Origin of the sequence: Streptomyces sp. NPDC091279, assembly GCF_044757465.1 — a bacterium.
GTDB lineage: Bacteria > Actinomycetota > Actinomycetes > Streptomycetales > Streptomycetaceae > Streptomyces.
Genome location: NZ_JBIVVA010000002.1, coordinates 688,031 through 714,842, shown reverse-complemented (window position 1 = coordinate 714,842; position 26,812 = coordinate 688,031). Strand labels below are relative to the sequence as shown.

Below are 26,812 nucleotides of genomic sequence, written 5' to 3'. Positions count from 1 at the left end.
GCGCCCCGGACCTCGCGCCCCGGCAACGTCCCCCGCCCCGTCACCGCACCTCCACGCCCGTTGCGTGAACTTGACGTTCTTTGCTGCGCGTTGACAAATCCAGGGGATCTAGATTTAGGTAAGCCTTACCTAATATCGTCTCGTCGAGAAAGGCGCTCCTCTTCATGAGAGCCGTTCCTTCCGCACGTACCGCCGCCCGTGCCGCGCTCGCCGTCGCCGCCTCCGCCGCGCTGACCGTGGGCCTGGCCACCTCCGCCGCCGCGGCCACCTCGACCCGCACGGTCACCGACGCCGGCACCACGTACACCCTGTCGCTGACCGCCCCGAACACGGCCACCGCGGCGGGCCAGACGATCACCGTCTCGGGCTCCGGCTACAACACCGGGCAGGGCATATACGTCGGCCTGTGCGTGGTCGACGGCGCGCAGGGCGCCAACAAGCCGAGCCCCTGCCTGGGCGGCCAGGACGAGTCCGGCACCACCGGCGCCTCGCACTGGGTCAACAACACCTACGGCGGCCTCTTCGCCAACAGCTCCAAGTACGGCACCGGCGGCACCTTCAGCGTGTCGATCTATGTGAAGGCCACCCTCGACGACGGCAGCGTCTGCGGCGAGGACGTCACCTGCGCCGTGGTCACCCGCGCCGACCACTTCGACAGCGAGGACCGCGCCTACGACGTCCACGTCCCGATCACGTTCCAGTGATCCGTTCCCACTCCAGAGGCCCGGCGGCGTTCCTCGGCGCCGCCGCGCTGGCGTGCGCCTCGCTCACCACCGGCGCCACCGGCGCCACCGCCTATGCTTCAGACACCCCGACCACCGCGCAGGGCCGCGACGGCCAGGAACTCACCGTCTCCGCGTCGGCCGACCTCGACCCCGAGGGCGAGCAACTCCGGGTCACCGGCAAGGAGTTCGACGCGTCCAAGGGCATCTATGTCGCCCTGTGCAAGGACAACGGCGACGACCGCGTCCCCGGCCCCTGCGTCGGCGGTTCCAGTGGCAGCGCCTCGAAGTGGATCGTGCCCGAGGGCGACCCCAACGAGGGTGAACTCGCCCTGGCGTACGGGCCCGACGGCACCTTCGACGTCCAACTCGACGTCCGCGCAAGGGATTCCAACGTCGACTGCTTCCAGGTGTCCTGCTCGGTCGTCACCCGCGTCGACCACCGCGCCACCGGCGACCGCTCCCAGGACGTCCGCATCCCGGTCACCTTCCAGGGCCAGGCCCCGGAGAACGGCGGTGACGGCGTCGATGTCCCGGCGGGCACCGTCAATTATGTCCGGGCCGCCGAGTTCACCGGCGCGGGCCGCCCGCAGGACCTGCTGCTGCACCCCGACTCCGGGAAGCTGTACGTCGGTTCGGTGGACATCCCGGACACCGCGGACGTCAACGAACGGGGCCTGTACGCCCTCGACCCGGCCGACGGCTCGGTCCTCGCGCACATCGCGCAGGCCCCCGGCGCCACCGGCGCCCTCGCCGCCCGCAACGTCCCCGCGCTGATCGCGCCGTCGGCCGGTGACGGGGTGGTCTTCCACTACCCGTTGCGCGGCATCGGCACCGCGAAGGCCGGGGACAGCGCGGCCCAGGGCGTGTGGCTGGCCGGTGCCACGGTCACCGGCGCGGGTCCCGGCACCGAGGCGGGCACCGTGCTGGTGGCGCAGGGCGCGGACCTCTCCGAGGTCGAGACCGCCACGGGTGCCGTGCGCCGGACCCTCACCCTGGACGGCGGCTCGGTGCTCGGCGTGGACCCGGTCAACAAGGCGGCCTGGTCGGCGAGTTCGACCGGCGGAGCGCTGCGCCGCGTCGACACCGGTTCCTTCACGGTGACGGCGACGGCCCAACTCCCCGACGGATACGTCACGTTCATCGAGGCCGACCCGGCGACCGGCAACGCATGGGTGGGCGTGGGCGATACGGTCCTGGTGTACGACACGGACGGCAAGCTCCTCGCCACCCTGGAGGGCCAGGACCGTCCGACGGCGCTGGCCTTCGACACCGCCTCGCACCAGGCCTTCGTGCTGCGCGAGGACCACGGCACCGCCGACGAGGGCGCGGACAACGTCGGCTCCCTGGAGGTCTACGACAGCACCGGCCTCCAGCGGGCCGCCGAGCCGACGGCCCTGCCGGGCAACCGGGCCGGGGCCTACGCGGGCGTCGCCGTGGCCCCCGGTGACGCCACCGTCTATGTCACCGACCAGGCCGAGAGCAAGGTCGTCAAGCTCGACCGGCGGATGTCCCCGAAGGTCGTGTGCTCCCCCGCCGACCTGACCGTGGCGCCGGGCGGCGAGGTCGGCTTCGTGGCCGCCGCCGAGGGCACCCCGCGACCGACGGTGCGCTGGCAGGTCAGCACCGACGCGGGCACGACCTGGGCGGACGTCGAGGGCGCGACCGAGCCGACGTACACCTTCACGGCGGCGGCGGGGCAGAGCGGCCACCGCTACCGGGCCGAGTTCACCAACGCGGCCGGCACCACCCGCACCGCGCAGGCCACCCTCACGGTCACCGAGCCGGACGACGAGGGCGACGGCGACACCGGCTCCGGCACGGGCGGCGGCGACGCCGGTACGGGTGACCCGTCCGACACCGGCGGCGCCGCCGACACCGGCTCCAACGGCGGTACCGACGACGCCGGTTCGGGTGCCGCGACCGGCACCGCGGGCGGCTCGGTCACCGGCGGCACCACGGGCGGGGTGAGTGCGACCGGCGGCACCGGCGGCAGCCTCGCCGCCACCGGCGTCAGCGCGCTCACCGCGGCCGCACTCGCCGCCGCCCTGCTGGCCACCGGCTGGGCGGCCTACCGGCGCGGCCGCCGGGTCACCTGACCGGCGCCTCTGGGGGGAACGCCCCTGGAGAGGGTCCGCCCCGGCACGGGAGCGGACCCTTTCCTGTCCCCGTCGCTCAGAGGGGAACGGCGACCGCGTCGAACGTCGTCTCCGGCGTCTGCGGGCTGGTGAAGCGGGCGTTGACCAGGTAGAGCCGGTCACCGAAGTGGGCCGCGGTGGTGGGGACGTCGAAGCCCGGGTCGGTGATCGTGCGGCGCAGGGTCGCGGTGGTGGCGGCGCCGTCGAGGTCGAAGACGGAGACCGTGTTGAGGCGGTTCTGGACGACGTACAGGGTGCGGCCGATGCGGTAGAGGCCGTCGCCGTTGGCCACGTCCTGGGCGCCGATCAGGGTGACCTCGGTGGCGTGCCCGGTCTTGAGGCCTACCCGGTAGAGCTTGCCGGGGTTGCTGCTGACGACGATCAGGCCACGGCCGTCCGGGGTGCCCACGATGCCGTTGGCGTTGTTGACGTCCGGGGTCTGGACCCAGTCGCCGGTGAGCGGCAGGGCGCGGACCGAGCCGGTGCGGCCGCGCGGGACGCCGTACAGGACGGCGTCGCGGGAGTCGGTGAACCAGGCGCGGTCGCCGAGCAGGGTGACGTCGTTGATGAAGTGGCCGGTGGGCTCGGTGAGTTGGTGGGTGCGCAGCAGTTCGCCGGTGGCGGCGTCGTGGACGCGGGCGACGCCGGTGCTGCCCGCGACGTACAGCAGGCCGTCGCGGTCGACCTTCAGGCCGACGGCGATCTGGCCGCTCCCGCCGGGGTGGAGGACCTTGCCCTCGCCGGTGCGCAGGTCGGTGCGGTAGAGGGCGCCGGTGGCGCGGGAGCCGAGGTAGGCGTAGGGCTCGTCGCCGATGGCGATGCCCTCGGGGAGCCAGCCGTCGGGGAGCGGGAAGCGGGTCGGCCAGGCGGCCGGGCGAGCGGCCGGGGCGGCGGTCGCCGAGCCGGTACCGGCGGCCACGGCGAGGGTGGCCAAGGTCGCGCCGCCCAGCAGGGCACGCCGGGAGGGGCGGGGGTGGTTCCAGCTCATGGTGCGGACCTCCGAGAAGAGTGGGGGGACGGAACTCGGCGAACGCGCGGCGAGCACACCGCGCACACACGACAGGCAGGGCGACTTGACATCCCTTGGGGATTCTATGACCTCATCTTGCCTGAAGGTTCGATTCTCGTTCGCGTCAAATGGACTACTTGGCGCGGGAGTTGTGCATCGCCGGGTCCTGTCGGCTGATGGGCAGCGGCAGTTCGAACCGGACCGTCTTGCCCGCCTTGGTGCGGCTGGTGCCCCACTCCCGGGCCAGCGCGCTCACCACCCGCAGCCCGCGCCCGAACTCGTCGCCCGCCCCCGCCCGGCGCAGATACGGCACCTCGTGGTCGTCGTCGTCCACCTCGCACAGCAGGGTGTCGCCGCGCACCAGCCGCAGCGCGACCGGCCGGCGATGGGCGTGCCGTACCGCGTTGGTGACCAGCTCACTGACCATCAGCTCGGCGTGGTCGGCGAGCGGCGTGAGCCCCCAGTCGGCCAGTTGGCGCCGCACGATCGCGCGGGCATGGCGGACCTCGGCGGGGTCGGGGGCGAGCCGCCACTCGGCGACCGCGTCCGGAGCGAGGCCGTTGAGGCGGGCCATCAGGAGGGCCACGTCGTCCTTGCGGCCGCCGTCGGTGTCGAGGGCGCGGACGATCGTGTCGCAGGCGTCGTCCATGGAGGCGGCCGGGTGGGCGGCGGAGGCGCACAGCGTCGCCAGACCCACGCCGATGTCCTCGCCGCGCACCTCGACCAGGCCGTCCGTGCACATCACCAGCCGGTCGCCGGGCCTTACTTGGACCCGGACCGACTCGAAGGGCACCCCGCCGACGCCGACGGGTGCGCCGGTGGGCAGGTCGAGGAGTTCGCTGCGGCCGTCCTCGGCGCGGACCAGGACGGGCGGGATGTGACCGGCGTTGGCGAGGTGGAGGTCGCCCGCGATCGGGTCGTACACGGCGTACAGGCAGGTGGCGAGGTAGCCGTCGCCCAGGCGCAGGGCCACGTCGTCGAGGTGGCGCAGCAGTTGGACCGGAGGCAGGTCGAGGGCGGCCGTCGTGGCGACGGCCGTGCGTAACTGGCCCATCATCGCTGCCGAGTTGAGGCCGTGGCCCATGACGTCGCCGACGACCAGGGCGGTGCGGGCGCCGGGCAGCTTCACCGCGTCGAACCAGTCGCCGCCGACCCGGCCGAGGAGGGTGCCGGGCAGATAGCGGGTGGCGATGTCGCAGCCCGCCGTCCGGGCCGGGATGCGCGGCAGCATGCTGTCCTGGAGGGTCTCGGCGACGTTCTCCTGGTAGGTGTACATACGGGCGTTGTCGAGCACCAGGCCTGCCCGGGCGGCGAGTTCGGCGCCGGTGACCCGGTCCGTGTCGGTGAAGACGGGGCGTTCGGGGTGGCGCAGCAGGATCATGAAGCCGAGGACGACATCGCGTGCCTTGAGCGGGACGACGAGCAGGGAACGGCCGTTGATCAGGGGGCGGATGTCGCGTTTCTCGAACTGCGCGGCGATCGCGTGTCCCGCCTCCTCGCTGACGTGCGGGACGAGGACGGGTGCGCCGGTGGTCATGCACTGGAAGAACGGCGTGTGCGCGGGGAAGGTCATGGACTCGCCGACCGGCACGACGTCGTCCCAGCGGCCGGGTGCGTCGGTGTGCTCGACGGCGACCCGGTGCCAGCGCGTCCTGGTGTCGGGCACGCCGGCCGGGAACTCCTCGCCGGCGACGACCTGTTCGCGCAGATAGGTGCCGGCGACGTCGGTGAAGCGGGGCACGACGGCGCGGCTGACCTCGATGACGGTGCGCGCGAGATCGAGGGAGGTGCCGATGCGTCCGCTGACCTCGTTCAGGAACTCCAAGTGCTCGCGCACGGCGGCGTGTTCGAGGTGACGGGCGTCCTCGGTTTCGTCCGGGGCCGGGTCGGTGGGGCGTTGTTCGGTTCTCGCGCGGATGGTTCGGTCGGGGCGGGCGCGGGGTCCGGCGCGGCGGGGCACGCCCCAGTCGGGGGTGACGGGCACCAGGTCGTGCTGGCTGAACTCCAGGACCGGGTAGCCCAGTTCGAGGATCTGGGCGACGATGCGGGTGGCGTCGTCGACGCTCATGCTGGGGAGGATCTCGGGGAGTCCGCCGGCCAGCCGGTCGGCGCCCTCGAAGTCGGTGTGCAGGGCGAAGCCGGGGGCGATCCGCTCATGGGCCGGGTCCCGGGCGGGGTCGTCGTGGCGCAGGCCCGCGGTGTCGGCGGCGAGCACCAGGAGCCGTTCGGGTCCCGGGCCCACCAGCGGGTAGGCCCACCACAGGACGTCCACCCGGTCCCGCTCGGGGACGGTGAGCCGGGCGCGGCCCGCCGCCGGGTGGCAGAACCGGCCGCCGAGCGAGGTGTCGAGGCCGGGACCGGGTCCGTCGCAGGACCCGTACGCCCCGTAGGGGAAGGGCTCGTCCTCCTCGGGGAGCGCGCCGGAGACCGGCAGCAGGTCGAGGGCGTTCCGTCCGATCGCCTCCTCCTTGGGGACGCCGAACAACCGGCGTGCGCCCCTGCTCCAGTGGGAGACGAGCCCGGCGCGGTCGACCACCACGACGGCGAGCGGGACCCGGCCCGCCGAGGTGGGCCCGGCACCGGCTCCGGGGCGGGGAGGTGCGTCGTTCTCGGTGCCACGGTCCACGGCCCAGGCCCTCTCTCCCACGGCTCCCGCACGGTCTGACGCCTCGACCACCGTAGGGCCCCGCCGGGTGGCCAGGTGGGGCAACGCGGGAATTGACGCATCGGGAGCGCACCGGCGCGCGCGGGCGCATGCGCGGGAACACGCCAACCGGCCCCGCGCCCGGCCCGCGCCCCGGGCGAGGTCACGGGCCCGGCCCTCGGCCCCCACGTCCCGGGGGCCTCACCGTGCTCAGTCCTCGTGGCCGAGTTGCAGGTCCCGCTCGGTCCTGCCGCCGCCCGCCATCCGCAGCACGGTGGCGACCGGCGGGTAGCCCGCGGCGATCACGGTGTACTCGCCGGACGACAGATCGACGAACCGAAACGTTCCGTCGAGGCCGGTGGTGAGGGTGTCGACGACGTTGCCCGCCGCGTCGAGCAGCGTCACGCGCGCGTCCTCGACGGGCCGCCCGCCGCTCGCCCGCACGGTGCCGCGCAGCACGGCGCCACCGGCGAGTTCGACGTCCTGGCGGGTCTCCCGGGCGGCCTGGACGGTGATGGGCAGCGCGGCCGGGCGGAAGGCGGGCGCGCTGGCGGCGAGGGTGTACTCGCCGGCCACCAGCTCGCTGATGACATAGCCGCCCTCCTGGCCGCTGCGGGTGCTGGCGACGACCTCGCCGTGCACGTTGGTGAGGGTCACCGTGGCGTCCCGGACGGCGGCGCCGTCGGCGGTGAGCACGCTGCCGGCCAGGCGCCCGGCGCCGCCGAGGACGACGTCCAGTTCGACGGGGCGCTCGCCGACGGTCACGGAGACGGCCTGCGGCTGGTGGCCACCGGCCGCGGCGATCAGGACGTACGCCCCGGCGCCCGGCGTGGAGAGCGCGTACCGTCCGTCGTCGCCGCTGGCGCCCCGCCCGATCTGCGCCCCGGCCACGTCGATGAGGGTGAGCGCGGCCCGGGGCACCACGGTGCCGTCGGGATGCTGCACGGTGCCGCAGACCGGGATGCCCGAACTGTACGAACGGGCGTGCTGGACAGGGACGTTCACGGATGCGGTCTCCGTTTCGGCGGCGTGGTGGGACACCAGCGGACTCTCCTTGAGGAAGCAGGCGATGAGCAGGCCGAGGACGAGCACCGGCACCAGGTAGAGGAAGATCCGGGGCATCGCGTCGGCGTACGCCCGGATGTAGTCGTCGCGCAGGGCCGGGGGCAGCGCGTGGACGAGCTGCGGGGTGAGGGACGTGGGGTCGGGCAGGGCGGCGCCCGCGCGCGGGGGCAGCCGGTCGGCGAGGGCGGCGGTGAGCCGGTCGGCGAAGAGGGTGCCGAAGACGGCGGCGCCGACGCTGCCGCCGATCTGCCGGAAGTAGGTGTTGGCGCTGGTGGCGGTGCCGAGGTCGGCGGGGCGCACGGAGTTCTGCACGGCGAGCACGAGGACCGACATCACCATGCCGATCCCGGCGCCGAGGACGGCCATCCAGATGCTGTACTGCGCCCGGGGCGTGTCGACTTCGAGGCGGGACAGCAGCCACATGCCGACGGCGGAGAGGGCGGCGCCGAGGGCGGGGTAGAGGCGGTAGCGGCCGGTGTGGCTGATGAGTTGGCCGGAGACGATCGAGGCGCCGACCACCCCGGCCATCATCGGCAGCATCAACAGCCCCGACTCGGTCGCGGAGGCGCCGTCGACCATCTGGAGGTAGGTCGGCAGATAGCTGGCGGCGCCGAACAGCGCGACGCCGATCACCAGGCCCACCAGACCGGTCACGTTGAAGACGGAGTCCCTGAACAGCCTGAGCGGGATGAGGGGTTCGGCGGCGACGTGCTCCGCGAGCACGAAGAGAACGGCGGCGGCCAGCGCGCCCGCGCCGAGTCCGAGGACGGCCGTGGAGTCCCAGGCGTACTCGGAGCCGCCCCAACTGGTCAGCAGGACCAGGCAGCTGGAGAAGGCGGCCAGCAACAGCGCCCCGAGCACGTCGAACCGCGGCTTCACGCGCGGCCTGGGCAGCTTCAGGACGGCGGTGACGACGGCCAGCGTGATCAGTCCGAAGGGCACGTTGACGTAGAAGCACCAGCGCCAGGAGAGGTGATCGGTGAAGTAGCCGCCGAGCAGCGGTCCGGCGACGGAGGCGAGCCCGAAGGCGGCGCCGATGAGGCCCATGTACCGGCCCCGGCGGCGGGGCGGCACGATGTCCGCGATGATCGCCTGGACGCCGATCAGGAGGCCGCCCGCACCGGCGCCCTGGACCGCCCGGAACGCGATCAGCTGGTCCATCGTCCGGGCCCGTCCGGCCAGCGCGGAGCCGATGACGAAGACGACGATGGCGAACTGGAAGACGCCCTTGCGGCCGAGCAGATCGCCGAGCTTGCCGTAGATCGGCAGGCCGACGGTGGAGGTGAGGAGGTAGGCGGTGATGGCCCAGGACATCTTGTCCAGGCCGTGCAGTTCGCCGACGATCTTCGGGAGCGCGGTGGCGACGATCATCTGCTCCAGCGCGGCGAGCAGCAGCGCGAGCATCAGTCCGAGGAAGACCAACCGCACCCGGCGCGGGCTCAGTCCACCCGTCGCGAGGGGTTCGACGAGCGGGGCCCGTGGGGCCAACTCCGCCGTTTCGTCCGGCCGTTCGTCCTGCGCCAGTGCGGTCCCGCCCACCTGTCACTCCCCCTCGTCGCCCCCGCGGATTTCCCGCTTGAGGGGACAACTCCGGTCAGGCGTCAGGGGTTACGGCGTCCCGGCGGCCGGTGCGGAGGTCCACTCGAACCGGTGAGAGGGGCCAACGGCCGCCGGGCACACGCGTGTTGGGCGTGCTGGACTGCGGTGAGCTACTTGGTGACCTCGGCGGCGAGGTTGGCGAGCACCTCGTCGTAGATCCGGCCGAGGCCCTTGGGGGCGAAGGTCCGCTCGAAGAAGCCGCCGATGCCGCCGGCGCCGTTCCACACGCTGGTCACGACCACGCGGGACCTGCCCTCGCCGGCCGGGGTGACGCGCCAGGTGGTGACCATCGAGGAGTTGCGGTCCTTCTCGACGAGTTCGCCGTCGGTGGGCTCGCTGACCTCCAGGAGGCAGTCGCGCACCCGCTTGCTGGTGGCCTGGAGGCGCCAGTGGACGAGGGTGCCCTCGCCGTCGCCGCCCTCCTGGACCTCGTACTCGCTGAAGTGCTGCGGCAGCAGCTTCGCGCGCGTGCCGCTGTAGTCGGCGAGGGCGTCGAACACCTTCTCCGCGTCCGCGTCGACGACCCGCTCCGTAGTCGCCTCTACCTGCGCCATTGACTTCCTCCAGGCCTTGGTTCTCAGGGTCGGGGCAAGCCAACCACCCCCGGGTACGGCCGCCCAAATCGGGGTCCCTTACCAGCCCCGGCGGCAGGCGAGCGGGGTCACCGGCGGGCGGGCGGGTATCGCCTTGCACGATCATGCGAACGTGTGTTCTATTCTCTGGGCAGTGCTACCGAGGAGGCCTCATGCGCTGGGAGAACCTCACAGTGGAGTCCGGCGACCACCGCCGGGCGGACGACACGGCGCTGTTCGGCACGGACGCCGTGGTGACCCGAACCTTCGACACCCCCGAATTCAGCGGAATCACCTTCCACGAGGTGCGGGCCCGCTCGATCCTCAATCAGGTGCCGGGCGCCTCCCGGATGCCGTTCGAATGGACGGTGAACCCCTATCGGGGCTGCTCGCACGCGTGCGTGTACTGCTTCGCCCGCAAGTCGCACAGCTATCTGGACCTCGACACCGGTCTCGGCTTCGACTCCCAGATCGTCGTCAAGACGAACGCCCCCGAGCTGCTCCGTCGCCAGCTGGGCTCACGGCGCTGGCGGGGCGAGCACATCGCGATGGGCACCAACGTCGACTGCTACCAGCGCGCGGAGGGCCGCTATCGATTGATGCCGGGCATCCTGTCCGCGCTGCGCGACTACGCCAACCCGTTCTCGATCCTGACCAAGGGGACGCTGATCCTGCGCGATCTGGAGCTGCTGAAGCAGGCCGCCGAGGTCACCGACGTCGGCGTCTGCGTCTCGGTCGGCTTCACCGACCCGGAGCTGTGGCGGACCGTCGAGCCGGGCACCCCGGCCCCGGAACGGCGCCTGGACGTGGTGCGGACGCTCACCGAGCACGGCATCGGCTGCGGGGTCCTGATGGCGCCGGTGATCCCGCTGCTGGGCGACCAGCCGGACCGGCTGCGGGCCACCGTGCGGGCGATCGCGCGGTCGGGGGCCACCTCCGTCACGCCCCTGGTGCTGCATCTGCGGCCCGGCGCCCGCGAGTGGTACATGGCCTGGCTGGCCCGGCACCACCCGCACCTGGTGCGCCGTTACGAACGCCTGTACGCGGACGGCGCGTACGCCCCGAAGTGGTACCAGCGCCGGATCACCCGTCAGGTCCATGAGCTGGCCCAGGAGTACGGGATCGGCCCCACGCGCGCGGGGATGCCGCGACGGCTGCGCCGCCCGGGGGCGGACGGGACCGAGGAGGCGGCTGGGACGGCCCGGCCGGGATCGCCGGACGCGCCGGGGCAACCGGGATCGCCGGGAGGTGCCCGCTCACCGGGACGCCCGGGCTCCTCGGGACCGGAATTGTCCGGGCCGACGCAACTCTCGTTCATCTGACAGCGTTCGAGCGCATCGCCGGACCCGTTCGGGTCAAGTATGGGCGGAATGCGTTCATTCGATGCTCCTTTCCGGGACGATGCCCGCCGGGACCGTGACCGCCTCGGTCCGCGGCCCCTCCGTCCTGGGAGGACCTCTATGAGAAAACGCGCAGCCCTGCTGTGCGGCGCCGCCGTCGTCGTGGCCGGGACCCTCACCGCCGTCCCGGCCGACGCGAGCGCGCGAACCGGCGTGGCCACCGCCCCCGCCGCCACGCTCACCTGGAAGAAGTGCGGCACCACCGACTACCCGACGCTCCAGTGCGCCTCCCTGGAGGTGCCGCTGGACCACGCGCACCCGCGCGGGACACGGATCATGCTCGCGCTCTCCCGCGTGCCGCACACCGCGAAGACGTTCCAGGGCCCCCTGCTGGTCAACCCCGGCGGTCCCGGCGGCAGCGGCCTCTCGCTGGCCGGGTTCATCGCGACCTCGCTGCCCAAGAAGGTCGCGTCCCAGTACGACGTCATCGGCTTTGACCCGCGCGGGGTGGGCAAGAGCGAGCCCGCCCTGAACTGCGCGCCCGGCCACTTCAAGCCCGTGCGCCCCGACTCGGTGCCGAGCACGCCCGCCCTGGAGGACGCCAACCTCCGGCGCGCCCAGTCCTTCGCCGCCGCCTGCGACAAGAAGTACGCGCGCGTGCTGCCGTTCATCGACACGGTCAGCGCGGTCCGGGACATGGACGCGATCCGGGAGGCCGTCGGCGCGCGGCAGATCAGCTACCTCGGCTACTCATACGGCACCTATCTCGGCGCCGTCTACGCGAAGCTTTTCCCCGAACGGGTGCGCCGACTGGTCCTGGACTCGATCGTCGACCCCACGGGCGTCTGGTACGAGGACAACCTCGCCCAGGACCACGCGTTCAACGAACGCCACCGCGCCCTGATGGCGTGGATCGCCGGCTACGACGCCACGTACAAGCTCGGCACCGACCCCGAGCAGATCGAGGCCAAGTGGTACGCGATGCGCGCGTCGCTCGCGAAGAAACCGGCCGGTGGCACGGTGGGCGCCTCCGAACTGGAGGACACCTTCATGCCGGGCGGCTACTACAACGGCTACTGGCCCTACCTCGCCGAGGCGTTCGCGGCGTACGTGAACGACAAGAACGCCGAGCCCCTGGTCCAGGCGTACGGGAACTTCGCCGCCGTCAGCGCCTCCGGGGACAACGGCTACAGCGTCTACACGGCCGTGCAGTGCGGTGACGCGCCCTGGCCCCGGGAATGGAACCGGTGGCGCCGCGACACCTGGGAGGTGGCCGAGAAGGCGCCGTTCATGGCCTGGAACAACACCTGGTACAACGCGCCGTGCGCCTTCTGGCCGACCGCCCCGCACACCCCCGTCAACATCGCCAACGGCCAGCTGCCACCGGCGCTGCTGTTCCAGGCGACCGACGACGCCGCCACCCCGTACGCGGGCGGCGCGACCGTGCACCGGCTGCTGGCCCACTCCAGCCTCGTCGTCGAGGAGGGCGGCGGGAACCACGGCGTCACGCTGAGCGGGAACACCTGCCTGGACAGGTACCTGACGGACTACCTGGCCGACGGGACCGTGCCACGCGGGCGCGGCGAGGCCGACGCGGTGTGCGAGAAGCTGCCCGACCCGAAGCCGCTGACGTCCAAGGCGGTGGCCTCGTCGGCGCACGGCTCGACGCTGCACGGGCTGCTCGGCCGCCGCTGAGGTGAGCCGACGCCCCGTCGGGCGGCGTTGTCAGACCCCTGGTCCAGGATGGACCCATGAGTGAACTGACCAGGATTCCCGCCCCCGACGGGGTCTTCCCCGCCGCGCAGTACACGCACGTCGTCACGGGCACCGGCCGGCTGGTCGCGGTCTCCGGTCAGCTTCCGCTGGACGGGACCGGCACGCTGGTCGGCGAGGGCGATCCGGCGGCGCAGGCCCGCCAGGTCTTCGAGAACCTCCACCGCTGTCTGCGCGCGGCGGGCGCCACCTTCGACGACGTCGTCAAACTCACCTTCTTCGTCACGGACATGGCGCACCTGCCCGCGATCCGCGCGGCCCGCGCCGCCCATCTCCCGGACGACCGTCTCCCCGCCATCTCGGCGGTGCAGGTCGCCGCGCTGGTCCGGCCCGAATTCCTGATGGAGATAGAGGCGTTGGCGCTGGTCGCCCCGGCCTGACGGACCGAGCGGGGAGCGCCCCGGCCCACCTCCTCACCTCTGCCGGGGGATGCGGGCCAGCGCCCGTACCGCCGCCTCCGCGAGGTTGGGGTGGGCGAGGGCGTCGTTCAGGACCGGTCGGGCCCGGGTGTCCCGCAGCGCGCCCAGCCCTTCGACGCAGGCCAGGGCCACCCGGCGGTACGGGTCATGGGGGTGCAGGCGGCGGCGCAGGGTGGTGATGAGGGCCGGGACGGACTCGGGGGCGGCCAGTTCGGTCAGCAGGCGGACCGGGTGCAGGGCGTAGGCGACGCGGAGTTCGTTGGTGGCGAGGGCGGCCGCCGCGCGGGCGGTACGCGGGTCGCCGAGGCGGGCGAGGGCGTAGGCGGCGGAGGCGCAGCGCGGCGGATCACGGTGGTTGAGGAGCAGGACCAGCGCCTCGAAGGCCCGCCGGTCCCCCGCGCACCCCAGCCGGAACGCCGCCAACTCCCGTGCCCACAGCGGCTGTCCGGCCTCGGTGAGCACATCCGCCAGTGCGTCGAGACCCTCGATCGCCACGAGACGCTCGAAGCGGGCGCCCCCTCCCGACTCGGCCCGTAAACGCTCCGTGAGCGATCGCGACTCTTCGTCCATGGCGTCGAGCCTAGAACGCCCGCGACCTCCACGGACCTACATCACCAAGACAGTCAAGGACGAGGGGTGGCGCGCTCGTTACCCGCCGGTTAAGCTCAGACGAGCGAGTTACCCACTCGCGTTTCCCTCACGACGGCCTGGTGACGCAGCCGTCGTGGACGCACCGCGCGACCCGGCCTGGGACAGGGCCGGTCGACTCCACCGTTCTCCCGTTCTCCGCCCGGCGCGCGCGCCGCGCGGCACGGCAACGAGCGCGCACGCCGGCAGCCCGGCACCACCCCGCACCTCTCTTCCGCACGCACCCGTGTACGCCCGCGGCCTCGGCCGTGCCCTCGGCGTCCGGGCGCGGTCCCCGTCGTCACCCTTTCCTGGAGTCCCGCGATGGCCTCTCCCCTGTCCCCGCTGTCCCCCTTGTCTCCCGCCCCTGATCGCACCCCGCACACCGTCGCCGTGGTCGGCCTCGGCACCATGGGCACCGGCATCGCCGAGGTCCTCGCCCGGGCCGGCCGTGAGGTCGTCGGCATCGACATCAGCGAGGCCGCCGCCGTCCGCGCCGTCGCCGCCCTGGAGGCCACCACCGCCCGCGCCGTGGCCCGGGGCCGGCTGACCGAGCCGGAGCGGGCGGACCTGCTGGCCCGCGTCCGCACCTCCACCGACCTGCGGGCGGCGGCCGACGCCGACCTCGTCATCGAGGTGGCCCCGGAGTCGTACGAGATCAAGCAGCGGATCTTCCGTGAACTCGACGCCGTCGTGCGCCCGGACACCATCCTCGCCACCGGCACCAACGCCCTCTCCGTCACCCGTCTCGCCGCCGAATCCGGGCGCCCCGAGCGGGTGTTGGGGCTGCACTTCTTCAACCCGGCGCCCGCCATGAAGCTCGTCGAGGTGGTCTCCTCGGTGCTGACCGCGCCGGCCGCCGTCACCGCCGTCACCCGCCTCGCGCTCGACCTGGGCAAGGAGCCCGTCGCGGTCGGCGACCGGCCCGGGTTCGTGGCGGACGGGCTGCTGTTCGGGTACCTCAACCAGGCCGCCGCGATGTACGAGGCGCGGTACGCCTCCCGGGAGGACATCGACGCGGCGATGCGGCTGGGCTGCGGGCTGCCGATGGGGCCGCTGGCGCTGCTCGACCTGATCGGCGTGGACACCGCGCGAACGGTCCTGGAGGCCATGTACGCCGAGTCCCGCGACCGGCTGCACGCGCCCGCGCCGATCCTGGGGCAGCTCAGCGAGGCGGGCCTGACGGGACGTAAGGCGGGGCGCGGCTTCTACACGTACGCGACGGCGGGCAGCGCCACCGTGGTGCCGGACGCGCTCACCCCGCTCACCGGCAGCGGCCCGGCCCCGGGACGTGCGGTCCGCTCGGTCGGCGTGGCCGGTTCGGGCACCATGGCGTCCGGGATCGCCGAGGTCTTCGCCAAGGCCGGGTACGACGTCGTGCTCGCCGCGCGGGGCGACGAGAAGGCGCGGGCCGCCAAGGCCAGGATCGGCGCGTCGCTGGCCCGCTCGGTCGACCGGGGCCGACTGAGCGCGGAGGCCGCGGCGCGGGTCCTGGACCGGATCACCCCGGCGGGTACGTACGACGCGTTCGCCGACGTCGATCTCGCGGTGGAGGCGGTGGCCGAGGACCTGGACGTCAAACGGCAGCTGTTCGGCACCCTGGACAAGGTGTGCAAGCCGGGTGCGGTGCTGGCGACCACCACCTCGTCGTTGCCCGTCGTCGCGTGCGCCCGCGCGACCTCGCGCCCGCAGGACGTGATCGGCATGCACTTCTTCAACCCGGCGCCCGCGATGAAACTCGTCGAGGTCGTCCGCACGGTCCTGACGTCGGACCAGACCCACGCGACCGTCCGCGACCTCTGCGCCGGCGTCAAGAAGCACCCGGTGGACTGCGGCGACCGGGCGGGCTTCATCGTGAACGCCCTGCTCTTCCCGTACCTCAACAACGCGATCAAGATGGTGCAGGAGCACTACGCGTCCCTCGACGACATCGACGCCGCGATGAAGCTGGGGGGCGGGTACCCGATGGGCCCGTTCGAACTCCTCGACGTCGTCGGCCTGGACGTCTCCCTGGCCATCGAAAAGGTCCTGCACCAAGCCTTCCGCGACCCCGGCCTGGCCCCGGCCCCCCTCCTGGAACACCTGGTGGCAGCAGGCTGCCTGGGCCAAAAATCCGGCCGAGGCTTCAGAGAACACCCCAAAAACTAACCACCCCGGCCCCCCTGACATCCCCCAGGGGGGCGCGAGCCCACGAGGACACGGCGGGCGCGTGTCGTTCACCCGGGGGACGCGAGCCCCTGAAGGCATGGGACGGGCGACGCCCTGCTTGTGCTTGTAAGGGGCGCGGGGCTGTATCGATATGCGGCTCCGCCGCGCGGGCGCGACCAGCCACAACAGCGCCGCACCCACCCACACACCCCACCCCACGCGGACACCCACACGAATGCAGTACGTTCACCTCATGCCCCAGCCCGCCAGGACCCCCCGCCCCACCCCCGACACCCCGGAAAGCACAGCCACACCCCCCGGCACGGGTGCCGGCCCCGGCGTCGGCGTCGGCGTCGGCGTCGGCCCCGGAACCGCCCCCAGCGCCGCAGGCACCCGCGCTGCCGCTCAACGCCTCAAGATGCGCCGAGAACTGGCCGCAGCGGCGATGGAGCTGTTCTCCACCAAGGGCTACGAGGCAACCACCGTCGACGAGATCGCCGCCGCGGCCGGAGTAGCCCGCCGCACGTTCTTCCGACACTTCCGCTCCAAGGAAGAGGCGATCTTCCCGGACCACGACGACACCCTGGTCCGCGCGGAGGCCGTCCTCAACGCGGCGCCACCGCACGAGCACCCGCTCGACACCGTGTGCCGGGGCATCAAGGAAGTCATGCGGATGTACGCGGCGCAGCCGGAGATCTCGGTCGCCCGCTACAAGCTGACGCGCGAGGTACCCACCCTGCGCGAGGCGGAGATCGCGTCGGTGGCCCGCTACGAACGCCTCTTCACCCGTTACCTGCTGGGCCACTTCGACGAGCACGCGCACGACGACGACGCCAACGACGACCCGCTGCTGGCCGAGGTCGCCGCGTCGGCCGTCGTCACCGCCCACAACCACGTGCTGCGGCGCTGGCTGCGGGCGGGCGGACAGGGCGATGTGGAGGCGCAGTTGGACCACGCCTTCGGGATCGTGCGGAAGACCTTCGGGACGGGCATCGGCGCCGGCCGCTCGGCGCCACCGAGGACGGCGACGTCCGCGGCGGTCTCCACGCAGGGCGAGGTCCTGGTGACGGTCGCCCGCACGGACGCCCCGCTGGACGAGGTCATGCGGACGATCGAAGAGGCGCTCAGGGACCGCTGAATCCCCCGTGCAATCCCTGCGCGCACGCGTTGACGGCCATCCTTCGGGGTGGCCGTTCTGCCATGTCAGGGCGGGTTTTCCGAGGGATGCCCGACCCTGTTCGATCGATCATCGCTCATTTGTTGCGTAAAGATTTCACATGAGAGCGATTGATGGCACTCAGTGCCTTGCAGGCTGACACGGCGTGTCATACGTTGAGGGTGTCCGGGCGGCCGGCGCACCAGAACCTCGCGTACGCCGACTGTCCCCGGCGGCCCTCGGCCGTCGCGCCCGGACGCCTGCGTCACAGGCGAACCTCCCGCGCCACCAAGCGCCGCCGCACCCCCGTACCGCCCCACCGACGGCACCGCCACACCCTCACCGCCGCACCGAAGGCGTACCCGCACCCCCTTCCCTCAGCTTCGCCGTAGTCCCCGCGTCCTCCTCAAGGGCGCCGTTTCGCCGGAGGCCATACCGTGACCGTGAAGGACATCCTGGACGCGATCCAGTCGCCGGACTCGACCCCGGACGACTTCGCCGCACTGCCGCTGCCCGAGTCGTACCGCGCGATCACCGTGCACAAGGACGAGACGGACATGTTCGCGGGCATCGAGACCCGCGAGAAGGACCCCCGCAAGTCGCTCCACCTGGACGAGGTGCCGGTGCCCCGACTGGGCCCGGGCGAGGCCCTGGTGGCCGTGATGGCCTCCTCCGTCAACTACAACTCCGTCTGGACGTCGATCTTCGAGCCGCTGTCGACGTTCGGATTCCTCGAACGGTACGGCAGGGTCAGCGAGTTGACCCGGCGTCACGACCTGCCGTACCACGTGATCGGCTCCGACCTCGCGGGCGTCGTGCTGCGCACCGGACCCGGCGTCAACGCCTGGCACCCCGGCGACGAGGTCGTCGCGCACTGTCTCTCCGTCGAACTGGAGTCGTCGGACGGGCACAACGACACGATGCTCGACCCGGAGCAGCGCATCTGGGGCTTCGAGACCAACTTCGGCGGCCTCGCGGAGATCGCGCTGGTCAAGTCGAACCAGCTGATGCCGAAGCCGCAGCACCTCAGCTGGGAGGAGGCCGCCTCCCCCGGGCTGGTCAACTCCACCGCCTACCGGCAGCTGGTGTCGCGCAACGGCGCCGGGATGAAGCAGGGCGACAACGTGCTGATCTGGGGCGCGAGCGGCGGACTCGGCTCGTACGCCACGCAGTTCGCGCTGGCGGGCGGCGCCACGCCGATCTGTGTGGTCAGCAGCCCCCGGAAGGCGGAGATCTGCCGGGCGATGGGCGCCGAGGCGGTGATCGACAGGACCGCCGAGGACTTCCGGTTCTGGCAGGACGAGCACCGTCAGGACCCGCGTGAGTGGAAGCGGTTCGGCACGTGCATCCGTGAGCTGACCGGCGGCGAGGACGTCGACATCGTCTTCGAGCACCCGGGCCGGGAGACCTTCGGCGCCTCCGTCTACGTCACCCGCAAGGGCGGCACGATCGTCACCTGCGCCTCCACCTCGGGCTACACCCACGAGTACGACAACCGGTACCTGTGGATGTCCCTGAAGCGGATCGTCGGCTCGCACTTCGCCAACTACCGCGAGGCGTGGGAGGCCAACCGGCTGATCGCCAAGGGCAAGATCCACCCGACGCTCTCCAAGGTCTACCCCCTCACCGACACCGGCCAGGCCGCCCACGACGTGCACCGCAACGTCCATCAGGGCAAGGTCGGCGTGCTGTGCCTGGCCCCCGAGGAGGGGCTCGGAGTGCGGGACGCGGAGCTGCGCGCGACGCACCTCGACGCCATCAACCGTTTCCGCGACATCTGAGGACACCGGGGGCATCGATGAGTGAGCGTCAGACAGCGCCCGCGCAGCGGGAAAAAGAGCCGAAGCAGAAGGACCGGCCGTGGCTCATGCGCACCTACGCCGGGCACTCCACCGCCGAGGCGTCCAACGCGCTGTACCGGCGCAACCTCGCCAAGGGGCAGACGGGTCTGTCGGTGGCGTTCGACCTGCCGACCCAGACCGGCTACGACGCGGACCACGTCCTGGCGCGCGGCGAGGTCGGCCGGGTCGGAGTGCCGGTGGCCCATCTCGGCGACATGCGGCGGCTGTTCGAGGACATCCCGCTGGAGCGGATGAACACCTCGATGACGATCAACGCCACCGCGATGTGGCTCCTCGCGCTCTACCAGGTCGTCGCGGAGGAGCAGGGCGCGGACCTCGCCGAGCTCCAGGGCACCACCCAGAACGACATCGTGAAGGAGTATCTGTCGCGGGGCACCCATGTGTTCCCGCCGGGGCCCTCGTTGCGGCTGACGACCGACATGATCTGTTACACCGTCCACCACCTGCCGAAGTGGAACCCGATCAACATCTGTAGCTACCACCTCCAGGAGGCGGGAGCCACGCCGGTCCAGGAGATCGCGTACGCGATGTCCACCGCGATCGCCGTGCTGGACGCGGTGTTCGCGTCCGGGCAGATCCCCGAGGACCGCAGGGGTGATGTGGTCGGGCGGATCTCGTTCTTCGTCAACGCCGGGGTGCGGTTCGTCGAGGAGATGTGCAAGATGCGGGCGTTCGGCCGCATCTGGGAGCAGGTCACCCGGGACCGCTACGGCATCGGCGACCCGCGCCGACGCCGGTTCCGCTACGGCGTCCAGGTCAACTCCCTCGGTCTGACGGAGGCGCAGCCGGAGAACAACGTCCAGCGGATCGTGCTGGAGATGCTGGCGGTGACCCTGTCGAAGGACGCCCGCGCGCGTGCCGTTCAACTCCCGGCGTGGAACGAGGCGTTGGGGCTGCCCCGGCCGTGGGACCAGCAGTGGTCGCTGCGTATCCAGCAGGTGCTGGCGCACGAGAGCGACCTGCTGGAGTACGAGGACATCTTCGCGGGCTCGCATGTGATCGAGGCGAAGGTGAGCGCGCTGGTCGAGGAGTCGCTCGCGGAGATGGCGCGGATCGAGGAGATGGGCGGCGCGATGGCCGCCGTCGAATCCGGCTATCTCAAGGCGCAGTTGGTGTCCTCGCACGCCGAGCGCCGGGCCCGTATCGAGTCGGGTCAGGAGAAGATCGTCGGCGTCAACGTCTTCGAGACGACCGAGCCGAACCCGCTGACCGCCGATCTCGACACCGCCGTCCAGACGGTCGACCCGGCGGTGGAGGCGACGGTCGTCGCGTCGCTCGGCACCTGGCGGGACACGCGCTACCAGCCGCCGTTCAACCATCCGCGTCCCTGCAAGGCGCTGGAGCGGCTCAAGGAGGCCGCGCAGGGCACCGGGAATCTGATGGCGGCCACCCTGGAGTGCGCCCGCGCCGGGGTCACGACCGGCGAGTGGGCGGGGGCGCTGCGCGAGGTGTTCGGCGAGTTCCGGGCGCCGACCGGGGTGTCGTCCGCGCCGGTGGCGGTCCCGGCCGAGGAGGGCTCGGCGCTGGCGGTGGTGCGCCGGCGGGTCGACCACACCGCGAAGGACCTGGGCGTCGGCAAGCTGCGGTTCCTGGTCGGCAAGCCGGGCCTGGACGGGCATTCCAACGGCGCCGAGCAGATCGCGGTACGCGCGCGTGACGCCGGGTTCGAGGTGGTCTACCAGGGCATCCGGCTGACGCCCGAGCAGATCGTGGACGCCGCCCTCGCCGAGGACGTGCACGCGGTCGGCCTGTCCATCCTGTCCGGCTCGCACGCCCGCCTGGTGCCGGACGTGCTGGAACGGCTGCGCGAGGCCGGCGCGCACGACATCCCGGTGATCGCCGGCGGGATCATCCCGAACGGCGACGCCGAGCGGCTGAGGGCCGCCGGGGTGGCCGCGGTGTTCACCCCGAAGGACTTCGACATCACCGCGATCATCGGCCGTATCGTCGACGAGATCCGCACAGCGAACCAGCTCGACCCCTTGGAGGTCCTCGCATGACCCTCGACCGTCTGCGCCCGCGCCGCTCGTGTCTCGCGGTGCCGGGAAGCAATCCGCGCTTCCTGGAGAAGGCCCAGGGCCTGCCGGCGGACCAGGTCTTCCTCGACCTGGAGGACGCGTGCGCGCCGCTCGCCAAGCCGCAGGCGCGCCACACCATCGTCACGTTCCTCAACGAAGGTGACTGGACGGGCAAGACGCGGGTCGTGCGCGTCAACGACTGGACGACCGAGTGGACGTACCGGGACGTCGTGACGGTGGTGGAAGGCGCGGGCCACAACCTTGACTGCGTCATGTTGCCGAAGGTGCAGAACGCCCAGCAGATCGTCGCCCTGGACCTGCTGTTGACGCAGATCGAGAAGACGATGGGGTTCGAGGTCGGCCGGATCGGCATTGAGGCGCAGATCGAGAATGCACAGGGCCTCAACAACGTCAATGAGATCGCTCAAGCCAGTCAACGTATCGAGACGATCATCTTCGGTCCTGCCGACTTCATGGCGTCGATCAACATGAAGACGCTCGTCGTGGGCGAACAGCCGCCCGGCTACCCGGCGGACGCCTACCACTACATCCTGATGAAGATCCTGATGGCCGCCCGCGCCCACAACCTCCAGGCGATCGACGGCCCCTACCTCCAGATCCGCAACGTGGACGGCTACCGCGAGGTCGCCGGACGGGCCGCCGCGCTCGGCTTCGACGGCAAGTGGGTGCTGCACCCGGGCCAGGTGGAGGCGTCGAACGAGATCTTCTCGCCGTCCCAGGAGGACTACGACCACGCCGAGTTGATCCTCGACGCGTACGACTACTACACGTCCGAGGCGGGCGGGAAGAAGGGGTCCGCGATGCTCGGCGACGAGATGATCGACGAGGCCAGCCGCAAGATGGCGCTGGTGATCTCGGGCAAGGGCCGGGCGGCCGGCCTGAAGCGCACCGGTTCCTTCGAGATCCCGGAGGCGTGAGCATGCGGTTCGGGCGCACCTACGAGGAGTTCGAGGTCGGGGCCGTCTACAAGCACTGGCCAGGCAAGACGGTCACGGAGTACGACGACCACCTGTTCTGCCTGCTCACCATGAACCACCACCCGCTCCATCTGGACGCCCACTACGCCGAGAACACCACCGACTTCGGCAAGAACGTCGTGGTGGGCAACTACGTCTACTCGCTGCTGCTCGGCATGTCGGTGCCGGACGTGTCGGGCAAGGCGATCGCCAACCTGGAGGTCGAGTCGCTCCGGCACGTGGCGCCGACCTTCCACGGCGACACGATCTACGGCGAGACGACGGTCCTCGACAAGACGCCGTCGCGGTCGAAGAGCGACCGCGGGATCGTCCACGTCGAGACCCGGGGCTACAAGCAGGACGGCACGGTGGTCTGCGTGTTCCGCCGCAAGGTGATGGTGCCGACCGAGACGTACATCAAGGAGCGCGGCGGCGAGCAGCCCGGCCGCCCGGAGCCGAAGCAGACGGAGAAGTAGCCATGGCGCGACTCGCCCAGACCGCCGGTCTCACCGATGTCCAGCGGGAGATCCTCGCCACCGTCCGGGACTTCGTGGAGAAGGAGATCATCCCGGTCGCCACCGACCTCGAACACCGCGACGAGTATCCGCAGCACATCGTCGACGGGCTGCGGGAGTTGGGCCTGTTCGGCCTGATGATCCCGGAGGAGTACGGGGGTCTGGGCGAGTCGCTGCTCACCTACGCGCTGTGTGTGGAGGAGATCGCGCGCGGCTGGATGTCCGTGTCCGGGATCGTCAACACCCACTTCATCGTGGCCTACATGCTCAAGCAGCACGGCACCCAGGAGCAGAAGGACCACTTCCTGCCGCGCATGGCGGCCGGTGACATCCGGGGCGCGTTCTCGATGTCGGAGCCGGGGCTCGGCTCGGACGTGTCGGCCATCACCTCGAAGGCGGTCAGGGACGGTGACGACTACGTCCTGAACGGTCAGAAGATGTGGCTGACGAACGGCGGAACGTCAAGTCTGGTCGCCGTTCTCGTCCGAAGTGATGAAGGACACCCCGAGGGCACGGCTCCGCACAAGTCGATGACGACGTTCCTCGTGGAGAAGGAGCCCGGTTTCGGCGAGGTCCGCCCCGGCCTCACGATCCCCGGGAAGATCGACAAGATGGGCTACAAGGGCGTCGACACCACCGAGTTGATCATGGACGACCTGCGGGTTCCGGGCGATCGGGTGCTCGGCGGCGTCACCGGGCGAGGTTTTTACCAAATGATGGACGGCGTTGAAGTGGGCCGCGTCAATGTCGCCGCGCGTGGCTGCGGGGTCGCTCACCGTGCCTTCGAACTGGGCGTCCGATACGCACAGCAACGGCACACTTTCGGCAAGGCCATCGCTCAGCACCAGGCCATCCAGTTCAAGCTGGCGGAGATGGCCACCAAGGTCGAGGCGGCCCATGCGATGATGGTGAACGCTGCACGCAAAAAGGACTCCGGGCAGCGAAACGACCTCGAAGCGGGGATGGCGAAGTACCTCGCCTCCGAATACTGCAAAGAGGTCGTCGAGGACGCCTTCCGGATTCACGGCGGCTACGGCTTCTCCAAGGAGTACGAGATCGAGCGCCTCTACCGCGAGGCGCCGATGCTGCTGATCGGTGAAGGTACCGCCGAGATCCAGAAAATGATCATCGGTCGCAGGCTGCTCGAAGAGTATCGATTCCAGGGCTGATTGCCCGGATACGGGGTGTTTTCTTGGAGAAGAGAATCACACCCCGTCAACGCCGTTCAGGCGCCGACTCGGCTTCCTGGCTTGCCCAGTTGTGGCTCACGCCCGGTACGATCCCGGGAAAGCCGCCGTCCCCCGTCACAGCGCGGCATCATCCGCTACGAAGGTCATCCATGCCCCACAGCCAAACCTCTGCACCTCGCGACAGCCTGGTCGGCGTACGCCTCGCGCGCGGAGCATCGCCGTGGCTTCTTCCGACCGTCGCCACCGCAGCCCTCAGCCTGGTCCGCGCCCGACGCAGTGGCGCTGCCAAGGCCGTGGCCGTGCCCGCCACCGCGCTCGCGGCGGGCATGCTGTGGTTCTTCCGCGACCCCGAGCGCGAGATCGCGCAGGGCCGGGTCATCTCGCCCGCCGACGGTGTGGTGCAGAGCATCATGCCGTGGAAGGACGGACGGACCCGCGTCGCGATCTTCATGAGCCCGCTCAATGTCCACGTCAATCGCGCACCTCTCGCCGGCACCGTGACCTCGGTCGAACACATCCCTGGCGGGTTCGTTCCGGCGTTCAACAAGGAGAGCGAGAACAACGAGCGCGTAGTCTGGCATTTCGACACCGAACTCGGCGACATCGAAATGATCCAGATCGCCGGCGCCGTCGCTCGACGCATCGTCCCCTACGTGCCGCAGGGCACCAAGGTCGAGCAGGGTGACCGCATCGGCCTGATCCGCTTCGGCTCGCGCGTCGACATCTACCTGCCCGAGGGCGTGGAGGTCGCGGTCGAGGTCGGTCAGAAGACGGTGGCTGGGGTGACTCGCATTGACCGTGATTGATCCGGAGACACAGGCGGGCTGGGTGCCCGAGGCCGATGAGGCCGACGACGAGGCGGAGATGCCCCTCTCTCTGCGCCTGTCGATAGCGGACACCCTGACCCTCGGTAACGCCACGTGCGGCTTCATGGCGGTGTACTTCACCACCACGGGCATCCTCATCCCGCACCTGGTCGGCAGCCAGGAGTCCGGCATGGCCCGCCACAGCGCGGCCACGGCGGTCATCCTGATGCTCTGCGCGGCGGTGTTCGACCTCTTCGACGGGCTGGTGGCGCGCAAGCTGCGCTCCTCCCCCATGGGCGCCGAGCTGGACAACCTCTCGGACCTGATCAGCTTCGGGCTGGCCCCCGCGTACTTCGTGCTCGTCTACGGCATGGTCGCCGACGACGCTCACCAGAGAATGGCGGCGCTCGGGGCAATCGTGGTGCTCCTGGCCGTCGTCCTGCGGCTGGCCCGCTTCTCGTGTGTGACGCCGCGTGACGGGGTGTTCCAGGGGATGCCGAGCCCGTTCGGCGCGCTGACGGTCGTCTCGATCGTGCTCCTGGAGCTGCCCTTCGTGGCGACGCTCCTGGCCATCCTGGGCACCGCCTGGCTGATGGTGAGCCGGGTCGAGTACCCGAAGCCGCGCGGCCGCCTCGCCGTGGCGATGCTGTCGTGGATCGTGCTGTCGATGGGCCTGCTCGCCGGATGGGCGTTCGACGCGCCCAGCGGTCAGCTGCTGCTCCAGACCGGCTGCGCGCTCCAGCTGGTGATGGGTGCGGTGATCCCGCTGTTCGCCACGGCCCGCCGGGTGAACAACTTCCGCGGCAACCGCCGCGAGGCACGCGCCGCCCAGCTCCCGTAGCGACCGCGCAACGACGGTGAAGGGCCCCGGGTCATCTCGACCCGGGGCCCTTTCGCGTGCGTACCTGGGCTGCCGTCGCCCTCAGACCAGGAAGTCCCGGGCGATCTGCTCGGCGACCCGCTCCAGGAGGGGCCCGGCGTCCGAGAGGCAGACGGCGAGGTCGGGTTCGACGTCGGTCAGCGGGTAGGCGCGGCGGATGCCGGCCCCGCCGAGCGCCGCCGGTTGCAGGGCGAGCCGTCCGCAGACCGCGACGACCTCCTTGCCGGCCGCCCGGGCCGCCGCCGCGACGCCCGCCGGGGCCTTGCCGTGCAGGGTCTGCTCGTCGAGGGACCCCTCCCCGGTGATCACCAGGTCGGCACGGTCCAGGGCAGGTCCAAAACCGAGGACGTCCAGCATGACGTCGATCCCGGGACGGAACCGGGCGCCGATCAGCAGGGCCCCGTACCCGATGCCGCCCGCCGCGCCCGCACCCGGCGCCGTGGCCTGCTCGGCGGCGCGAGCACCGACCGCGCTCTCCAGGACCTTGGCGTAATGGGCGAGGGCCTCGTCCAGGGCCTGCACGTCGTCCGGCGAGGCGCCCTTCTGCGGCCCGTACACGGCGGGCGCGCCCTTCGGTCCGGTGAGGGGGTTGTCGACGTCGCTGGCGAGCACCAGTTCGACGGAGCCGAGCCGTGGGTCGAGTCCCGACAGGTCGGCGGTGGCCAGGTCGGCGAGGGCACCGCCGCCGGGCGGCACCGGCTCCCCGTCGGCGTCGAGGAAGCGTGCGCCCAGCGCGGACAGCATCCCGGCGCCGCCGTCGGTGGTGGCGCTGCCGCCGACGCCGAACACGATCGTGCGGGCGCCCGCGTCCAGAGCGGCCCGCAGCAGCTCGCCCGAGCCGTAGGTGGACGCCGTGAGCGGGGCGAAGACGCCGGCGGGCAGCCGTTGCAGACCGCTCGCCTCGGCCATCTCGACGACGGCCGTGTCCTCGCGCAGCGCGAACGCGGCCGTCACCTCCTGCCCGAGCGGCCCCGCGACCCGCACCTCACGCCGTTCGAAACCGGCCGCGACCGCCGCGTCCACGGTGCCGTCGCCGCCGTCGGCCACCGGCAGGGAGGCCACCTCGACGTGCGGCGCGACCCGGTGCAGCCCGGCCGTCACCCGCTGGGCGACCTGCACGGCCGTCAGCGACCCCTTGAACTTGTCCGCGGCGACCAGCACCCGCTGCTCGCCCGCCCGGCCATCCGCCACCTTGTGTTCCCCTTGCTCTCCGGGCCCGACACGTGTCGGGCCGGTCGCGCCGCTGCGACCTTAACCGGACCCGGGCCGCACCGCCATGCCCCACCCCGATCTTGAGAACCCCCGAAGGACGAGCTGTGCGCCCGCCCCCCCCGTTATGTTTTTCGCGGTCC

20 protein-coding genes are annotated in these 26,812 nt (G+C 71.6%); 14 read left to right on the top strand and 6 right to left on the bottom strand.

Going from position 1 to position 26,812, the window contains the following annotated elements; genetic code table 11:
- Positions 1-164 precede the first annotated feature (164 nt).
- Positions 165-704: a hypothetical protein gene (locus ACIQOU_RS06680; RefSeq protein ID WP_401534435.1), complete on the top strand. Its 540-nt coding sequence runs from the start codon at positions 165-167 to the stop codon at positions 702-704.
- Positions 701-2,821 carry a YncE family protein gene (locus ACIQOU_RS06675; protein WP_401534433.1) on the top strand — a complete coding sequence of 707 codons (2,121 nt, stop codon included), beginning with the start codon at positions 701-703 and terminating at the stop codon, positions 2,819-2,821. The genes ACIQOU_RS06680 and ACIQOU_RS06675 overlap by 4 nt, the downstream gene beginning before the upstream one ends.
- Positions 2,822-2,897: 76 nt before the next feature.
- On the opposite strand, the gene ACIQOU_RS06670 is transcribed toward ACIQOU_RS06675, so the two are convergent.
- The 4 genes from ACIQOU_RS06670 to ACIQOU_RS06655 form a co-directional block, all read right to left on the bottom strand.
- The gene (locus ACIQOU_RS06670; RefSeq protein ID WP_401534431.1) at positions 2,898-3,848 is read right to left on the bottom strand and encodes an SMP-30/gluconolactonase/LRE family protein; all 951 of its coding nucleotides are present in this window, start codon (positions 3,846-3,848) and stop codon (positions 2,898-2,900) included.
- Between the two features lie 154 nt (positions 3,849-4,002).
- Entirely contained in the window at positions 4,003-6,495 is a 2,493-nt protein-coding gene (locus ACIQOU_RS06665; RefSeq protein WP_401534429.1) for a SpoIIE family protein phosphatase, read from the bottom strand.
- Positions 6,496-6,723: 228 nt separating this feature from the next.
- Positions 6,724-9,117 (bottom strand): MFS transporter, encoded by a 2,394-nt coding sequence (locus ACIQOU_RS06660; protein ID WP_401534427.1) that lies wholly within the window; start codon positions 9,115-9,117, stop codon positions 6,724-6,726.
- Positions 9,118-9,287: 170 nt separating this feature from the next.
- Entirely contained in the window at positions 9,288-9,731 is a 444-nt protein-coding gene (locus ACIQOU_RS06655) for an SRPBCC family protein (protein ID WP_401534426.1), read from the bottom strand.
- A gap of 191 nt (positions 9,732-9,922) precedes the next feature.
- Between ACIQOU_RS06655 and ACIQOU_RS06650 the strand changes: the two genes are divergently transcribed.
- The 3 genes from ACIQOU_RS06650 to ACIQOU_RS06640 all read left to right on the top strand — a co-directional run bounded on the left by ACIQOU_RS06650 (position 9,923) and on the right by ACIQOU_RS06640 (position 13,242).
- Positions 9,923-11,071, top strand: a complete 1,149-nt coding sequence (locus ACIQOU_RS06650) for an Rv2578c family radical SAM protein (protein ID WP_401534424.1) — start codon at positions 9,923-9,925, stop codon at positions 11,069-11,071.
- Positions 11,072-11,209: 138 nt separating this feature from the next.
- On the top strand, positions 11,210-12,784 hold the full coding sequence (locus ACIQOU_RS06645) for an alpha/beta hydrolase (RefSeq protein WP_401534422.1): 1,575 nt from the start codon (positions 11,210-11,212) through the stop codon (positions 12,782-12,784).
- Positions 12,785-12,840: 56 nt separating this feature from the next.
- Positions 12,841-13,242: a RidA family protein gene (locus ACIQOU_RS06640; RefSeq protein WP_401534420.1), complete on the top strand. Its 402-nt coding sequence runs from the start codon at positions 12,841-12,843 to the stop codon at positions 13,240-13,242.
- Between the two features lie 33 nt (positions 13,243-13,275).
- Here the strand turns inward: ACIQOU_RS06640 and ACIQOU_RS06635 are convergent, their stop codons facing one another.
- Entirely contained in the window at positions 13,276-13,851 is a 576-nt protein-coding gene (locus ACIQOU_RS06635; RefSeq protein ID WP_401534417.1) for an adenylosuccinate lyase, read from the bottom strand.
- Positions 13,852-14,232: 381 nt separating this feature from the next.
- Between ACIQOU_RS06635 and ACIQOU_RS06630 the strand changes: the two genes are divergently transcribed.
- The 9 genes from ACIQOU_RS06630 (at position 14,233) to pssA (ending at position 25,421) form a co-directional block, all read left to right on the top strand.
- Positions 14,233-16,056, top strand: coding sequence for a 3-hydroxyacyl-CoA dehydrogenase family protein (locus ACIQOU_RS06630; protein WP_401534416.1), 1,824 nt, complete (start codon positions 14,233-14,235; stop codon positions 16,054-16,056).
- Positions 16,057-16,291: 235 nt separating this feature from the next.
- Positions 16,292-17,194, top strand: a complete 903-nt coding sequence (locus ACIQOU_RS06625) for a TetR family transcriptional regulator (RefSeq protein ID WP_401534415.1) — start codon at positions 16,292-16,294, stop codon at positions 17,192-17,194.
- Positions 17,195-17,655: 461 nt separating this feature from the next.
- Positions 17,656-18,993 (top strand): crotonyl-CoA carboxylase/reductase, encoded by a 1,338-nt coding sequence (ccrA, locus tag ACIQOU_RS06620; protein WP_401534696.1) that lies wholly within the window; start codon positions 17,656-17,658, stop codon positions 18,991-18,993.
- 17 nt (positions 18,994-19,010) lie between these two features.
- The gene (locus ACIQOU_RS06615) at positions 19,011-21,074 is read left to right on the top strand and encodes a protein meaA (RefSeq protein ID WP_401534414.1); all 2,064 of its coding nucleotides are present in this window, start codon (positions 19,011-19,013) and stop codon (positions 21,072-21,074) included.
- Entirely contained in the window at positions 21,071-22,030 is a 960-nt protein-coding gene (locus ACIQOU_RS06610; protein ID WP_401534412.1) for an HpcH/HpaI aldolase/citrate lyase family protein, read from the top strand. Before ACIQOU_RS06615 ends, ACIQOU_RS06610 begins: the two co-directional genes overlap by 4 nt.
- A 2-nt stretch (positions 22,031-22,032) precedes the next feature.
- The gene (locus ACIQOU_RS06605) at positions 22,033-22,545 is read left to right on the top strand and encodes a MaoC family dehydratase (protein WP_401534694.1); all 513 of its coding nucleotides are present in this window, start codon (positions 22,033-22,035) and stop codon (positions 22,543-22,545) included.
- 2 nt (positions 22,546-22,547) lie between these two features.
- Entirely contained in the window at positions 22,548-23,753 is a 1,206-nt protein-coding gene (locus ACIQOU_RS06600) for an acyl-CoA dehydrogenase family protein (RefSeq protein ID WP_401534410.1), read from the top strand.
- 170 nt (positions 23,754-23,923) lie between these two features.
- A complete protein-coding gene (locus ACIQOU_RS06595) occupies positions 23,924-24,580 on the top strand; it encodes a phosphatidylserine decarboxylase (RefSeq protein WP_401534409.1) in 657 nt (218 codons plus the stop codon).
- Positions 24,581-24,602: 22 nt separating this feature from the next.
- Positions 24,603-25,421 carry a CDP-diacylglycerol--serine O-phosphatidyltransferase gene (gene pssA / locus ACIQOU_RS06590; protein WP_401534692.1) on the top strand — a complete coding sequence of 273 codons (819 nt, stop codon included), beginning with the start codon at positions 24,603-24,605 and terminating at the stop codon, positions 25,419-25,421.
- 81 nt (positions 25,422-25,502) lie between these two features.
- Here pssA and ACIQOU_RS06585 read toward each other — a convergent pair whose 3' ends face one another.
- Positions 25,503-26,621 carry a glycerate kinase gene (locus tag ACIQOU_RS06585; protein WP_401534689.1) on the bottom strand — a complete coding sequence of 373 codons (1,119 nt, stop codon included), beginning with the start codon at positions 26,619-26,621 and terminating at the stop codon, positions 25,503-25,505.
- Positions 26,622-26,812 lie beyond the last annotated feature (191 nt).